We start from the raw sequence: 15,125 nt of genomic DNA, 5'->3' as shown, positions 1-15,125 counted from the left end.
ACGCCTATCGTGCCACGCCGCTGTACACCAGTTCCGCGGCCGCCCGGGTGGCGGTGCCCACACACGCCGGCACCCCGATCCCGTCGAGATAACCGCCCGCCACCGCCAGCGTCGGGGGCAGTCCCGCACGTAGTTCGGCGACCAGATCACCGTGCCCGGGGCCGTACTGCGGCATCGCGTCGATCCAGCGGTGCACATGGCTGTCCACCGGGTCCACCGTGACACCGAACAGCGTGGTCAGATCGCGGGCCGACCAGGCCAGCAAGTCGTCATCGCCGGTGTTGGCGGCCATGTCGTCGCCATAGCGTCCGAACGACAACCGCACCATCTCGACGTTCCCGCGCCGGCCCCACTTGCGCGAGGACATCGTGACCGCCTTGGCATTGAGACGTTCCCCCGCGGCCACGAGTACACCCGACTGCTGCGGCAACGGTGTGCCGCCCGGCAGCGCCAGGGCCACGACCGCCGCCGAGGCCACCCGGATGCGCCGGGCGGCTGCTGCCGTGCGCGGAGCGATGTGTTCGATCAGTGACGGCAGGTGTGGCGCCGGCACCGCCAGCATCACCGCGTCGGCGTGCCAACTGGCGCCCTCATCGTCGAGCACCGACCAGCCGCCTCCACGACGGTCCACCCGCACCGCGGCGACCTGCGCCCACCGCACGTCGGCGCGGCGACGCAGCTCGTCCAGCAGCACGGTGTAGCCGCCGTCGACCGCCCCGAACACCGGTGCATCCGACGGTGGCGGCAGCGCCTCACGCACCGCCTCGGTGAGGCTGTGCGCCCCGCGGTCCAGTGCCGCCGCCAGCGACGGCACGGCCGAACGCAACCCGATCGTCGCCGAGGAGCCCGCGTACACGCCGGTGAGCAACGGATCCACGGACCGGGTCACCACCTGCGAACCGAACCGGTCACCGACCAGCTCGGCGACCGACGGATCGGCGCCCGGGCTCCACCGCAGGGGCCGGGAGCGTTCATCGAGGATCCGCGCCACGGTCTCGTCGTCGACGAGACCGAGCAGCGACGACGCCTGCGCCGGAATGCCCTGCAGGGTGCCCTGCGGCAGCTGATGCAGCCGCGCCCCGCTGTAGATCAGCGGCCGGGTGCCGGTGGGGCTGAGCTGACGGCCGGCCAGGCCCAGCTCGGCGAGCAGGTCCAGCATCTCGGGTCGGCGCACCACGAACGCCTCGGCACCGACATCGAAGGGTTGCCCGCCGACCCGTTCGGTGCGCAACACCCCTCCGAGCCGGTCAGCCGGATCGAGCAGCGTGATCACCGCTCGCGGCCCGGCCGCGAGCCGCAATCGGTACGCCGCGACGAGTCCTGAAATACCGCCGCCGACAACGCAATAGGACACACTCACAGCGAGTGCACCAATGTCACCGCCTCGGTGATGATGCCGGGATCGGTCGCCGGCAGCACACCGTGGCCCAGGTTGAAGACGTGACCGGCCGCTCCGGCTGCCACTGCGGCACGCCCGTCCTCGACCACGCGGCGCACCGCGACCTCGGCCACCGGCCACCCCGCCAGCAGCACCACCGGATCGAGGTTGCCCTGCAGGGCACTGCCCGGTTTGACCCGGGCCGCGGCGTCGACCAGCGAGGTGCGCCAGTCCACCCCGACCATGGTGGCCGGCGCGGTGCCCAACGCCTCGGACATCGCCCCGAGCAGCTCGGCGGTGCCGACGCCGAAATGCGTCATCGGCACACCTGCCGGGGCCATGGCGGCGAACACCCGCGTGGTGTGCGGCAGCACGTAGGTGCGGTAGTCGGCCAGCGACAGCGTCCCGGCCCAGGAGTCGAACACCTGCAGGGCATCGGCCCCGGCGTCGACCTGGGCCTGCAGGAAGGTGATGGTCAGATCGGTCAGCGAAGTCATCAGCGCATGCCAGGTGGCCGGCTCCCCCAGCATCATCGCCTTGGTGCGCTCATGGTGACGGCTGGGGCCACCCTCCACCAGATAGGAGGCCAGCGTGAACGGCGCGCCGGCGAAGCCGATCAGCGGCACGTCGCCCAGCTCGCGGACGAGCATCGAGACGGCCTCGGTGACCGGCGACACCTGCACCGGATCAAGCGGTTTCATGCCCTCGACATCGGCCACCGACCGGATCGGGTGTTCGATGACCGGGCCCACGTCCGGCACGATGTCCAGACCGATCCCGGCGGCCTTCAGCGGCACCACGATGTCGGAGAACAGGATCGCGGCGTCGACACCGTGCCTGCGCACGGGCTGCAGGGTGATCTCGCAGACCAGTTCGGGGTCGAAGCAGGCCTCCAGCATGCGGTGCTGGGCACGCAGCGCACGGTACTCCGGCAACGAGCGGCCGGCCTGCCGCATGAACCACACCGGCACACGGTGTGGGGTGCGGCCGCTCGCGGCGGCAAGATAGGGGGAATCGGGCAGCTCCCGGCGGGTATTCATCGGCTCCTATGGTGCCATGTGCCCGTGGGCGCAGGCCGTTGCCGGTTCGTGACGCCCGGACTTCGGCGCGCCTGCTTCCTGTCCTGGCAGTATCCGCTAGCGTCAAACGCCGTGACCTCTGCCGAACCGGCCCAGTTCCGGACGGCGGTGGCGGCGATGAACGCCACCACCGTACGGCCAGAAATCGAACTGGGTCCGATACGCCCGCCACAGCGGTTGGCGCCTTACAGCTACGCGCTGGGCGCCGAGGTCCGACATCCCGATACGGCGGTCATCCCGGAGCGCTCCGAGGGAGACGCGTTCGGCCGGCTGATCCTGCTGCACGACCCCGAAGGCGCCGAGGCCTGGGACGGCACCATGCGCCTGGTCGCCTACATCCAGGCCGACCTGGATTCCAGCGAAGCCATCGACCCCCTGCTGCCCGAGGTGGCCTGGAGCTGGCTGGTGGACGCCCTTGAATCGCGTGCCGAGCACGTCACCGCGCTGGGCGGCACCGTCACCGCCACCACGTCGGTGCGCTACGGTGACATATCCGGCCCGCCGCGGGCACACCAGCTTGAGCTGCGGGCCTCCTGGACCGCCACCGATCTGGAGTTAGGGCCGCATGTGGAGGCATTCTGTGAAGTGCTCGAGCACGCGGCCGGGTTGCCCCCGGCTGGTGTCACCGACCTGAGTACCCGTACGCGCGCGTGAGATGACTGACGAAGACCCAGACACTGCCGAGCCCCAAGAGGCCGACTCAACCCCGCTGCTCTCGCCCGCCGAAGGGGTTCCCGAGGTCTGCGTCACTGCGGGTGAGATCTCTTCTGCAGCAACCTCTCTTGCCAAAGGCAGCGGGCCCTTCGCGATCGATGCGGAACGTGCGTCCGGCTTCCGCTACTCCAACCGCGCGTACCTGGTGCAGATCCGTCGCTCCGGTTCGGGCACAGCGCTGATCGACCCGGTCAACCACGGCGGCTCCCCCATCGACGCGATGGCGCCGGTCGCCGAAGCCCTGTCCCAGGACGAATGGGTGCTGCACGCCGCCGATCAGGACCTGCCGTGCCTGTCCGAGATCGGCCTGCGCCCGGGCAAGCTCTACGACACCGAATTGGCGGGCCGGCTGGCCGGTTTCGAGCGGGTCAACCTGGCTGCGATGGTGCAACGGCTGCTCGGCCTGCAATTGATGAAGGGGCACGGCGCGGCCGACTGGTCCAAACGTCCACTGCCGCCGGACTGGCTCAACTACGCCGCCCTGGACGTCGAAGTGCTGCTGGAACTGCGCCACGCGATCGCCGCGGTCCTCGAAGAGCAGGGCAAAACCGACTGGGCGACACAGGAATTCGAGTACCTACGCACCTATGTGGCACAGCCCACCCGGCGTGACCGTTGGCGGCGCACCTCCGGCATCCACAAGGTGCGCAACCCGCAGGCATTGTCGGCCGTACGCGAGCTGTGGACCACCCGCGACTCCATCGCCCGCGGCCGCGACATCGCGCCCGGACGGATTCTGCCCGACGCCGCGATCATCAACGCGGCGACGGCCGATCCCAAGACCGTCGACGAGCTCATCGCGCTGCCGGTCTTCGGTGGCTCCAAACAGCGGAAAAGCGCCAAGGTCTGGCTGGACGCACTGAACCGGGCCAGGGAGAGCACCGACTCGCCAGAGGCCAACGACAGCCAGAGCGGCCCGCCCCCGGCAGCCCGTTGGGCCAGGCGCAAGCCAGAAGCCGCCGCCCGGCTCGAAGCCGCTCGCGCCGGCCTGGCCGAACTGTCGGAGCGCGTTTCGGTGCCTGCCGAGAACCTCATCACCCCCGAGGTGGTGCGCCGACTGTGCTGGGACTGGCGTCCGGTCGCCGATGTGGCCACCGCAGTGGAGGAATTCCTCGTCGAGTCCAACGTCCGTCCGTGGCAGCGGGAGCTGACCGTGCCGGTGCTGACCAAGGCGCTCAGCTCCACCGACTGACGCTCACCCGCTGACCCGGTCGATGTGGGCCAGGAAATGCGACAGCACCGCCTGTGGATCCTCGATCTGCGGCCAGTGCGCGATGTCGTCCGCGAGCATCACCACATCGGGATCGGGAATCACCTCGCGATAGCGCTTAGCCATGTGCCGCCCCGAATTCGGGTCCGACGGCCCGTCGATCAACCGCATCGACACCGAGGTCTCCCGCATGGCTCGTACCCACCGGTTCCGGTGGGTGTAGCGGTCGTTGACGAACCGGCCGACCTTGTGGATGACCCGCTTGCCGTCGTTGTACTCCAGGATCTGGTGGAACTTGTCCATGAGCTCCGGCGACGGTTTGGTGTTCACTCCGAACATCTCGTTGATGGTGGGCTCCACGATCCGACGCGAGAACCGACTGCCCTGCAGCGGACTCATGATGTCGCCCAACGGGGTTCGCGACATCACCTTCTGCAGCAGCCGTGGGGTGTAGGCCTCGTTGAACAGTCCGCCGTTCAGCCAGGTGATCGAGTCGATGTCCAGTGCCCCGTAGGACCGTCCGCCGAACTCGTGGCGGGCCAACAGCTCCTGACCGACCGAATCACCCAGGTCATGGGCCAGGATGTGGGCACTTCCGACCCCGAGGTGATCCAGCAGCGCCTCGTGCATGTCGGCGTGGTCGGCTACTGAGTAGCCGTAGGCGACGGGCTTGTCGGAGAAACCCATCCCGATCATGTCCGGCGCGATGACGGTGAACCGCTCGGTCAACGTGGGCCAGATCAGCGACCAGTCCCAGGAGTTGAACGGATAGCCGTGAATGAGAAGAAGATTCGGTCCGTTTCCCTCGACCCGGTAGAAGATGTCGAAGCCCAGGTAGTCGAAGAACCGCCCGGCGTCCTTCCAGCTCTGCAATTCGGCATCCATGCCTGCAATCCTGCCCGGACGCTAGTCCACCTGATGCGTGACTTCCTGCTCGCCCTCCGACGCACCGATCGCGGCGATCCAGCCTGTGATCCGACGGGCGATGTGCTGGTCGGTCAGACCGATCTCAGCGAGTACCTCGCCACGCGAAGCATGATCCTGAAAGACCTGCGGGACACCGAGGTCCCGGCACGGCACATCGATTTCGGAGTGGCGCAGCGCCGCCGACACCGACGAACCGATGCCGCCATGCACACCGTTGTCCTCGACTGTGACCACCAGTTTGTGACCGCGGGCCAGCTCGCCGAGGGCCTCCGGGACCGGCAGGACCCAGCGCGGATCCACCACCGTGACACCGATGCCCTGATTGCGCAGTCGCTCGGCGACCGCCAGGGCCATCGTCGCGAACGAGCCCACCGCGACCAGTAGTACGTCGTGGTTCAGACCGGTTGCCGGGACGGCGAGCACATCGACGCCACCGCGCCGCTCGACTGCCGGAATATCGTCGCCCACATCACCTTTGGGGAACCGGAGGGCGGTCGGGCCGTCGTTGACAGCCAGCGCCTCGCCGAGTTCTTCCCGGAGCCGCGCACCGTCGCGGGGGGCGGCGACCCGGATGCCCGGAATGATGCCGAGAATCGAAAGGTCCCAGACCCCGTTGTGGCTGGCTCCGTCCGGCCCGGTGACACCGGCCCGGTCCAACACCATGGTGACGGGCAGCTTGTGCAGCGCCACATCCATCATCAGCTGGTCGAACGCGCGGTTGAGGAACGTGGAGTAGATCGCCACCACCGGATGCAGGCCACCCATGGCGAGCCCGGCCGCCGAGGTCATGGCGTGCTGCTCGGCGATGCCGACGTCAAAGAACCTGTCGGGGAACCGATCCCGGAATGCACTCAGACCGGTCGGCCCGGGCATGGCCGCGGTGATCGCCACGATGTCGCGCCGTTTGCCGCCGATCCTGACCAGTTCGTCGGAGAACACCGACGTCCACCCGAGGCCCGACGCCTTGGTGGCCAGCCCGGTCTCGGGGTCGATCACGCCGCACGAGTGCATCTGATCGGCCTCGTCGTTCTCGGCATGCGTGTAACCCATGCCCTTGCGGGTGACCACGTGCACGATCACCGGGGCATTGAAGCCGCGGGCATGGCGCAGCGCGCTCTCCACCGCATGCTCGTCATGGCCGTCGATCGGACCGACGTACTTGATCCCCAGATCGGTGAACATCACCTGCGGGGCAACCGCGTCCTTGATGCCGGCCTTGATGCTGTGCATGCACTGATAGCAGAACTCGCCCACGATGGGCAGCCCGCGCACGGCCTTGCGGCCCTCTTCGAGGATCCGCTCGTAGGCCGGCTGCAGGCGCAGACCCGCGAGGTGGTCGGCGAAGCCACCGATGGTGGGCGCATAGCTGCGGCCGTTGTCGTTGACGACGATGACCACCGGGCGACCACCGGTGGCGATGTTGTTCAGCGCCTCCCAGCACATGCCGCCGGTCAGGGCGCCGTCACCGACGACCGCCACCACATGGCGATTGCGGTGTCCGGTCAGCTCGAAGGCCTTGGCCAGACCGTCGGCGTAGGACAGGGCCGTGCTGGCGTGGCTGGACTCCACCCAGTCGTGCTCGCTCTCGCTGCGCGACGGGTACCCCGACAGACCGTCCTTGCACCGCAGGGTGTCGAAATCCTGGGCGCGCCCGGTCAGCATCTTGTGCACGTACGCCTGATGGCCGGTGTCGAAGATGATCGGATCGTGCGGCGAATCGAACACGCGATGCAGCGCCAAGGTGAGTTCGACGACACCCAGATTGGGGCCAAGATGTCCGCCGGTTGCAGCGACCTTGTGGATCAGGAACTTACGGATTTCCTGTGCCAGATCAGTCAGCTCGGACTGTGACAGGTGCTGTAGATCAGCGGGACCGCGGACCTGTTCAAGCATCCAGCCAGTGTACGCACGCATCCCGAAGTCAGTCCTGCCGAGGCTGATAGACATCGGGCACACCGTCGTGGTCGGCATCGAGGGTTTCCAGCTGGTGGATACGGCGATATGCGGCATTGCGCGACACCAGAACGACCGAGGCGAGTAGGCCTGCCACCACCGATCCGGTGACCACCGCGATCTTCACGTCGTCGTCGGCCACGGACGCATGCCCGAACGCCAGTTCACCGATGAGCAGCGACACCGTGAAACCGATCCCGGCCAACATCGCGACACCCAGCACATCCCGCCAGGCGAGATCCTCGTCCAGGCTCGCGTGAGTGAAACGGGCCAGCAAATATGTGGTTCCCAGCACACCGATGGGTTTCCCGAGCACCAGACCCGCGATCACCCCGATGGTCACCGGATGCGACAACGCCGTGGCGAAGCCCGACCAGCCACCGACCGTCACGCCCGCGGCGAAGAACGCGAACACCGGCACGGCGAACCCTGCCGAGAGGGGCCGTACGAGGTGTTCGAAGTGCTCGGCCGACGCGTGGCGGCCCAGCACCGGAACGGTGAAACCGAGCACCACGCCGGCCACCGTGGCATGCACGCCACTGGCATGCACGAGCGCCCAGGCCAGGATGGCCGGCGGCATCAGAATCCACCACTGACGCATCCCCCGCTGCACCGCGACCGCGTACAACCCGATCGGGATCAACGCTGCCGACAATGGCCCGAGCGCCACGTGATCGGTGAAGAAAACCGCGATCACCGTGATGGCCAGCAGATCGTCCACGACCGCCAGCGTCAGCAGGAAAATCCGCAGCGCGGCAGGAAGGTGGGTGGACACCACGGCCAGCACCGCCAGGGCGAAGGCGATGTCGGTGGCGATCGGCACCGCCCACCCGTCGATGTTCTCCGGATGGCCCGAGAACAGGTTGATCCCGACGAAGATCGCGGCGGGCACCACCATGCCGCCCACGGCCGCCGCAATGGGCAGCGCAGCCCGGGCCGGATCCCGCAGGTCCCCCGCGACGAACTCCCGCTTGAGCTCCACACCCACGACGAAGAAGAAGATCGCCAGCAGTCCGTCGGCCGCCCAGGCCGACAGACTCAGGTCCAGATGCAGAGACTGTGGGCCGACGACGAACTCCGAGAGTCGGTGATAGCCGGATGACCACGGTGAATTGGCCCAGACCAGCGCCGCGCCGGCGGCGGCCAGCAGTAACGCCCCGCCGACCGTCTCCGTGCGCAGCAGCTCCGACACGCGCTGCCACTCCGGCCAGGTCCCGCGTGCCAGCAAGCGTCGAGTGCTGTGTTCACGGCGATTGTTCATCGGGCTCCTGAGGTCAGCATGCATCGAACGCCGACCAGACTTCCCGGCACACCTGCGATTCACGCTAACAGGTGGAATACGTGAGCAAATCCCCGACGAAGTCCATGGCAGCGCCTCAAACCGGCGGCAAAACACCGACCATCATGATTACGTAAGGTGTAGACGAAGTCGATTACTCCGGGGTGCGGGTTGAGTCCATTCGATAACTACTACGCGCGTACTGCCCTGCTCGCTGCGCAGGGCAAGCGCACCTGGATGCAACGCCTCGTCGGGGTCACCATCATCGGACTGAGTCTGGTCCCGCTGCTGTTGCTGGTCAGCCCGAAAGGCCCGCACGGCGGCCTCCAGTACGTGGCTGTGGCCGTGGCCATCGGCGGCCTGACCCTCGCGCAGTGGTGGTGGCGGCGGCAGTGGCCCAGCCGCACCCAGTCGTGGACCGTCGTGTCCATCGGCACCGCCTGTATCGCGGCGACCTGCATCCTGCTGGTGGACCCGGTTGTCGGGCTGATGGGTTCCAGCTCGTTGAGCCTGATCACCGCCTATACGGCCTTCCTGCACAGTCGCCGGGTGCTGCACCTGACCTGGGTGGCCTCCGGCGCGGTGGTGGCCTTCCTGGGCGTGCGGGTAGGGCTGACGGATGTCTGGCTGGGGGCCGTGGGCACGCTGGTGGCGCTCCTCGTGATCCTGAGTACCTCGGCGCTGTGCCGGATGGCGGTCGAGTTGATCGAACCCGACCGGGTCCAGCACCCGGGCGAGATCGACCCGTTGACCGGCCTGCTCAACCGCGAGGCGTTCGACATGCACACCGCCACGATGCTGGGGTCCCACAGCCGCCACGACGACCAGTACCTGGTGATCGTGGCGGTCGGCATCGATGACATGGCGCTACTGAGCGACATGGATGGCAGCCACAGCACGTTCCATGCCCGGGTTGCCGTCGCCCAAGCCATCCGGGAGACCGTTCGCCACAAAGTCCCGCTGGCCCACGTGTCCGACAGCGAATTCCTGATCGCCGACGTGTTCAAGACCAACGACCCCTCACCCCTGGTCAACCGGATCCGGATGGCCATCACCACTACGCCCATGCGCCTGACGGCCAGCATCGGCACGGCCTGCAGCCAGTTGCGCCCGCTGACCGAACTGCCCACCCCGCAGGTCGTCGACGCCCTCGTGGCACTTGCCGACACCGCGATGAACCAGTCGAGGGCCCAGGGCGGCAATCGGGCCACCTATGCGCATTTCCCCACTCCGACGATCGGCCCCGACGCCCAGGAGTGAACGGGGCCGCCCGTCCTGATCAGCGGGTCAGCACCGCGACGCACTCCACATGGTGGGTGAGCGGGAAGGAATCGAACACCCGCAGATCCTCCACGGTATAGCCGTGCCGTAGATACAGCCCGATGTCGCGGGCAAATGACGCTGCCTCGCAACCGATGTGGATGACCCGCGGCACGCCGGTGGCGGCCAGCGCATCGATCACCTCGCGGCCGGCGCCGGTGCGCGGCGGGTCGAGCACCGCGACGTCGGGGCGTCCCGACTCGGCAGACAGGGCGCGTCGCACCGAGTCGGTGACCACCGAGACCCAGGGCAGGTCGGCCAGTGCGGTGCGCGCCGCACGCGACGCCCCACGCGAGGTATCGACGCTCAGCACGCGACCGTCGGGCCCGACATGTTCGGCCAGCGCCGCGGCGAAAACTCCGGCACCGCCGTACAGGTCCCACGCCGTCATGCCCGGCTGCAGCCCGGACCATTCGGCCACCAGCCCGCTGTAGAGGGCGGCTGCATCGCGGTGGGCCTGCCAGAATGCCGTCACCGGAAGCGTCCACTGCCGTCCGCCGACGCGCTGCACCGCCTCGTAATCGCCCTCGATGACGCGGGTGGCATTTTTGGGGCCGGCCGCGCGGCTGCCTTTACCGCCGGCCGGCTTGGGACCCGATTGCACGATGTGCCTGCGGCCGTCGGAGTCCAACACCACGTGCACGTGCGCCCCTGGTGTCCAACGCATCCCGGCCAGGCCGTCGGTCAGCTCGGCGGGCAGTTGTCCGCAATCGAGGTCGGTGACCAGTTCGGCGCTGTGGTAGCGGTGGAACCCGGCCCGGCCGTCGGCGGTGGTGTCCAACCGCACGCGGGTCCGCCAGCCGCGGGCCTCACCGGTGCCGACCGGTTCGGCCACGGCGGTTTCCTCGTCGCGCCAGGTGAATCCGCCCAGCCGGGCCAACTGGTTGGCCACCACCGAGCCCTTGAGTTGCCGCGCCGCCGTTGGCTCGGCGAACGCCAGATCGCAGCATCCGGCACCGTCCACCCCGGCGATCGTGCACAGCGAGGAAACCCGGTCCGGCGAAGCTTCGACGACCTCGACAACCTCTGCGTGCCAATACGATCCACGTTCGTCGAACACGTTGACCCGCACCGTCTCACCGGGCAGGGCATACCGGACGAACACCACGCGCCCGTCATGGCGGGCCACACAACTGCCACCGTTGGCAGCCGGGCCCGTGGTCAGCGTCAGTTCCGTCATTCCAGGAATCCTCTACGCGCATCACCCGGGGTGACCCGGGGCTGCAGCGCCCTCAAGCGCTCCGACGAATTCAGTTGCCACGGAACCGATGTCACCATCACGTTCGGAATGAACAACAGCCGGCCCTTCAGGCGCAACGCACTCTGGTTGTGCAACACCTGTTCCCACCAGTGACCCACGACGTATTCCGGGATGAACACCGTCACCACGGTCCGCGGCGATTCCTTCGTCACCCGTCTGACGTAATCCAATACCGGGCGCGTGATTTCGCGATAAGGAGAAGCGATCACCTTCAGCGGCACACTGACATCGCTGTCCTCCCACTGGTGCACCAGGGCACGGGTCTCGGCGTCGTCGACGCTGACGGTGATCGCCTCCAACACGTCCGGCCGGGTCGCTCGCGCATAGGCCAGCGCCCGCTTGGTCGGCAGGTGCAGCTTCGACACCAGGACCACCGCGTGGTTGCGGCTGGGCAGCACGATGTCGCCGTCTTCACTTTCGTCCTGCCCCTCGAGCTCGTGGGCCACGGTGTCGTAGTGCTTGTGGATGAGTTTCATGATCACGAACAGGGCGCTCATCGCCAGGATCGCGATCCAGGCACCGGCCAGGAACTTGGTCACCACCACGACCACCAGCACCGTGCCGGTAGCCGTCAGACCGACCGCGTTGATGATCCGCGACCGCATCATGTGCCGCCGCACCGCCGGATCGGTTTCGGTGCGTAACAACCGGGTCCAGTGCCGGACCATGCCGATCTGGCTGAGCGTGAACGACACGAACACGCCCACGATGTAGAGCTGGATCAGCGCCGTCACCTCGGCGCGGAAAGCCACCACGAAGGCGATCGCGGCGAAGGCCAGGAACAGGATGCCGTTCGAGAACGCCAGCCGGTCACCGCGGGTGTGCAGCTGCCGCGGCAGGTACCGGTCCTGGGCCAGGATCGACCCCAGCACCGGAAACCCGTTGAACGCGGTGTTCGCCGCCAGCACCAGGATCAACGCGGTGACCCCCGCGATCAGGTACAGGCCCACCGGGAAGTTGTGGAACACCGCGTCGGCGAGCTGCGCGATCAACGTCTTCTGGTGGTAATCGGCCGGCGCACCGATCAACTGCTCTTGGGGCCGTTCGGCCATCTGCACTCCTGTCGCCTTCGACAGCAGGATGATCCCCATGAACAAGGTGACCGAGATCACCCCGAGCAGCAGCAGGGTGGTCGCTGCGTTGCGCGACTTGGGCTTACGGAAGGCGGGCACCCCGTTGCTGATCGCCTCGACACCGGTCAGCGCCGCCGAACCCGAGGAGAACGCCCGAGCCACCAGGAACACGAGTGCGAAGCCGAGCACCTCGCCGTGCTCGGGACGCATCTCGAAACCGGCGGATTCCGCGCGCAGCGGGTGATCCAGAACGTAGATCTGGAACAGGCCCCAGCCCAGCATGATGTACATGCCGATCATGAAGGCGTAGGTGGGAATCGCGAACGCGGTGCCCGATTCCCGCAACCCGCGCAGGTTCATCGACGCCAGCAGCAGGATCGCCACCACCGCGAACAGCACCTTGTGCTGCGCGACGAACGGCACCGCCGAGCCGATGTTCGACATCGCCGACGACATCGACACCGCAACTGTCAGCACGTAATCCACCATCAGCGCGCTGGCGACCGTGAGCCCCGCGGTGGGCCCGAGGTTCGTGGTGACGACCTCGTAATCCCCGCCGCCGGACGGATACGCATGCACGTTCTGCCGGTAACTCGCGATCACGATCAACATGACGCCTGCGACCGCAAGGCCGATCCACGGCGTCAGGGAATAGGCGGTCAGCCCTGCCACCGACAGCACCAGGAAGATCTCCTCCGGCGCGTAGGCGACCGACGACAAAGCGTCGGAGGCGAACACCGGCAGAGCGATTCGCTTGGGCAGAAGGGTGTGAGAGAGCTTGTCGCTGCGGAACGGCCGCCCCAGTACCAACCGGCGCGTCGCCGTCGAAAGCTTGGACACGAGAGCCAAGACTAAGCCCGAAAGGGAAAAGTCGTCACAAAGCTGTAGCGTTCGAGGGCACGGACAGTGCAACAGCACGTTTCTGCCACCGGAAAGGACCGTCGGGTGCGTGTAGTCGTCATGGGGTGCGGCCGGGTAGGCGCCTCCCTCGCAGACAGCCTGGCCCGTATCGGCCACGAGGTCGCGGTCATCGACCGTGACAGCACCGCGTTCCACCGGCTGTCGCCGGAGTTCGCCGGCGAGCGCGTGCTCGGGATGGGCTTCGACCGCGACGTGCTGCTGCGCGCCGGAATCGAGGAGGCCGGCGCGTTCGCCGCGGTCTCCTCGGGCGACAACTCCAACATCATCTCGGCCCGGGTGGCCCGCGAAACGTTCGGTGTCGAGCGCGTGGTGGCGCGTATCTACGACGCCAAGCGTGCCGCGGTCTACGAGCGGCTGGGCATCCCCACCGTGGCCACGGTGCCGTGGACCACCGATCGACTGCTCAACGTGTTGACCAGGGAGACCGAGACCACCAAGTGGCGGGATCCGTCGGGCAACGTGGGCGTGGCCGAACTTCCGCTGCACCAGGATTGGGCCGGGCACTTGGTCACTGACCTGGAGGCCGCCACCGGCGGCCGGGTGGCCTTCATGATCCGGTTCGGCAACGGCTACCTGCCCGAACCGAAGTCCGTGATCCAGGCCGGCGACCAGGTGTACGCGGCCGCCGTGTCCGGGCACATCGCCGAGGCACTGGCCATCGCGGCGCTGCCGCCGAGCGAGGACTTGGAGTCCCACTGATGAAAGTTGCCATCGCCGGGGCCGGCGCCGTCGGCCGCTCCATCGCCCGCGAGCTGCTCGACAGCAATCACGACGTGACGCTGCTGGAGCGCAATCCCGACCATATCGACGTCGACGCCATCCCGGCCGCGCACTGGCGGCTCGGTGACGCCTGCGAGCTCTCCGTGATGGAGTCGGTCAAGCTCGAAGAATTCGACGTGGTGATCGCGGCGACCGGTGACGACAAGGTCAATGTCGTCGTCAGCCTGTTGGCCAAGACCGAATTCGCGGTGCCCCGGGTGGTGGCCCGCGTCAACGATCCACGCAACGAGTGGCTGTTCGACGAGAACTGGGGCGTGGACGTGGCCGTGTCGACGCCACGCATGCTCGCCTCGCTCGTGGAGGAGGCCGTTGCGGTCGGTGATCTGGTGCGCCTGATGGAGTTCCGTAAGGGGCAGGCCAGCCTGGTCGAGATCACGCTGCCCGACGACACCCCGTGGGGCGGACGTCCCGTCCGGCGTCTCGACCTGCCCCGTGACACCGCGCTGGTGACGATCCTGCGCGGAGCCAGGGTGATCGTGCCCGAATCCGATGAGCCCCTCGAAGGTGGTGACGAACTGTTGTTCGTGGCCGTCACCGAGTCCGAGGACGAACTGCGGGAACTGCTGCTGCATCCGGCGCCGCGCTAGCCCGGCGTACCGCGCTCAGTCGGCGCTTTGAGCCGCGTCCTGCGCGTGTAGGGCGCGCTGCGCGGCCCGGATGGCCAGATAGGTCACCAACGCGGCGACGGCGGTCAGCGGCCAGCCCATCGCGATGCGCGCGAAGCCCAGCCAGCCCGTCTGGTCGGAGTCATAGAGGTACTGCTGAACCAGAAATCGCGATGCGAACACCGCGACCCAGGTGAGCGTGGCGACATCGAAAGCCACCACGGCCCGACGGACATCACGCCAGGCCCGGTCGTGTGAATTCACCCAGCCCCAGATGTAGCCGACCAGCGGGCGCCGGATCAGCACCGACACCCCGAACACGACGGCGTATACCAGTGAGCTCCAGATCCCAAGCAGGAAATAGCCTTTCGACTCCCCCACCACGTAGGCGATCAGGGCACTGACGCCGACGGCGAAGAACCCCGACACCGCGGGCTGAACGGATTCTCGGCGGATCAACCGCCAGATCAGGATCAGGGTCGCCACGCCGAGCGCGGCGGCGATCGCGGGCATCAGCCCGAACGTGGTGGAAACCGGGACGAACACCACCACCGGCAGCGATGAATAGATCAGCCCGCTGATGCCGCCCATCTGGTCGAGCACCGCTCGGCCGCCGCCATGGGCA

At 67.7% G+C, this 15,125-nt stretch carries 13 protein-coding genes; 5 read left to right on the top strand and 8 right to left on the bottom strand.

From position 1 onward, the window contains the following. Positions 1 to 4: 4 nt before the first annotated feature. Positions 5 to 1,360 (bottom strand): protoporphyrinogen oxidase, encoded by a 1,356-nt coding sequence (locus EYZ64_RS13490; protein ID WP_135453887.1) that lies wholly within the window; start codon positions 1,358 to 1,360, stop codon positions 5 to 7. Further along, positions 1,357 to 2,418, bottom strand: coding sequence for a uroporphyrinogen decarboxylase (gene hemE, locus EYZ64_RS13485; protein ID WP_135453886.1), 1,062 nt, complete (start codon positions 2,416 to 2,418; stop codon positions 1,357 to 1,359). The genes EYZ64_RS13490 and hemE overlap by 4 nt, the downstream gene beginning before the upstream one ends. A 111-nt stretch (positions 2,419 to 2,529) precedes the next feature. Here hemE and EYZ64_RS13480 point away from each other — a divergent pair, with 111 nt between their 5' ends. Together EYZ64_RS13480 and EYZ64_RS13475 are read left to right on the top strand one after the other, a co-directional pair. Continuing rightward, positions 2,530 to 3,111, top strand: coding sequence for a DUF3000 domain-containing protein (locus EYZ64_RS13480; protein ID WP_135453885.1), 582 nt, complete (start codon positions 2,530 to 2,532; stop codon positions 3,109 to 3,111). 1 nt (position 3,112) lies between these two features. Further along, complete coding sequence (locus EYZ64_RS13475) at positions 3,113 to 4,363, top strand: HRDC domain-containing protein (protein WP_135453884.1); 1,251 nt, start codon at positions 3,113 to 3,115, stop codon at positions 4,361 to 4,363. A 3-nt stretch (positions 4,364 to 4,366) separates the two neighbouring features. Here the strand turns inward: EYZ64_RS13475 and EYZ64_RS13470 are convergent, their stop codons facing one another. Genes EYZ64_RS13470 through nhaA form a run of 3 tightly spaced genes read right to left on the bottom strand, consistent with a single transcriptional unit; the run spans position 4,367 to position 8,522 of the window. After that, a complete protein-coding gene (locus EYZ64_RS13470; protein WP_135453883.1) occupies positions 4,367 to 5,266 on the bottom strand; it encodes an alpha/beta fold hydrolase in 900 nt (299 codons plus the stop codon). A gap of 21 nt (positions 5,267 to 5,287) precedes the next feature. Next, positions 5,288 to 7,201 (bottom strand): 1-deoxy-D-xylulose-5-phosphate synthase, encoded by a 1,914-nt coding sequence (gene dxs / locus EYZ64_RS13465; protein WP_135453882.1) that lies wholly within the window; start codon positions 7,199 to 7,201, stop codon positions 5,288 to 5,290. A 28-nt stretch (positions 7,202 to 7,229) separates the two neighbouring features. Continuing rightward, on the bottom strand, positions 7,230 to 8,522 hold the full coding sequence (nhaA, locus tag EYZ64_RS13460; RefSeq protein ID WP_135453881.1) for a Na+/H+ antiporter NhaA: 1,293 nt from the start codon (positions 8,520 to 8,522) through the stop codon (positions 7,230 to 7,232). Positions 8,523 to 8,711: 189 nt separating this feature from the next. Between nhaA and EYZ64_RS13455 the strand changes: the two genes are divergently transcribed. Beyond that, positions 8,712 to 9,800, top strand: coding sequence for a GGDEF domain-containing protein (locus EYZ64_RS13455; RefSeq protein WP_135453880.1), 1,089 nt, complete (start codon positions 8,712 to 8,714; stop codon positions 9,798 to 9,800). Positions 9,801 to 9,819: 19 nt separating this feature from the next. On the opposite strand, the gene EYZ64_RS13450 is transcribed toward EYZ64_RS13455, so the two are convergent. Together EYZ64_RS13450 and EYZ64_RS13445 are read right to left on the bottom strand one after the other, a co-directional pair. After that, positions 9,820 to 11,040, bottom strand: coding sequence for a class I SAM-dependent RNA methyltransferase (locus tag EYZ64_RS13450; RefSeq protein ID WP_135453879.1), 1,221 nt, complete (start codon positions 11,038 to 11,040; stop codon positions 9,820 to 9,822). After that, positions 11,037 to 13,034, bottom strand: a complete 1,998-nt coding sequence (locus EYZ64_RS13445) for an APC family permease (protein WP_135453878.1) — start codon at positions 13,032 to 13,034, stop codon at positions 11,037 to 11,039. The genes EYZ64_RS13450 and EYZ64_RS13445 overlap by 4 nt, the downstream gene beginning before the upstream one ends. Positions 13,035 to 13,139: 105 nt before the next feature. On the opposite strand from EYZ64_RS13445, the gene EYZ64_RS13440 reads away from it, so the two are divergent. Continuing rightward, positions 13,140 to 13,814, top strand: a complete 675-nt coding sequence (locus EYZ64_RS13440) for a potassium channel family protein (RefSeq protein ID WP_135453877.1) — start codon at positions 13,140 to 13,142, stop codon at positions 13,812 to 13,814. Further along, positions 13,814 to 14,482 (top strand): potassium channel family protein, encoded by a 669-nt coding sequence (locus tag EYZ64_RS13435; RefSeq protein ID WP_135453876.1) that lies wholly within the window; start codon positions 13,814 to 13,816, stop codon positions 14,480 to 14,482. The genes EYZ64_RS13440 and EYZ64_RS13435 overlap by 1 nt, the downstream gene beginning before the upstream one ends. 15 nt (positions 14,483 to 14,497) lie before the next feature. On the opposite strand, the gene EYZ64_RS13430 is transcribed toward EYZ64_RS13435, so the two are convergent. After that, positions 14,498 to 15,091, bottom strand: coding sequence for a DUF3159 domain-containing protein (locus EYZ64_RS13430; protein WP_135459988.1), 594 nt, complete (start codon positions 15,089 to 15,091; stop codon positions 14,498 to 14,500). Positions 15,092 to 15,125 lie beyond the last annotated feature (34 nt).

The organism is Mycobacterium sp. DL99 (assembly GCF_004762045.1).
In the GTDB taxonomy this organism is placed as follows: Bacteria; Actinomycetota; Actinomycetes; order Mycobacteriales; family Mycobacteriaceae; genus Mycobacterium.
This window is presented reverse-complemented; position numbering and strand designations above follow the sequence as displayed.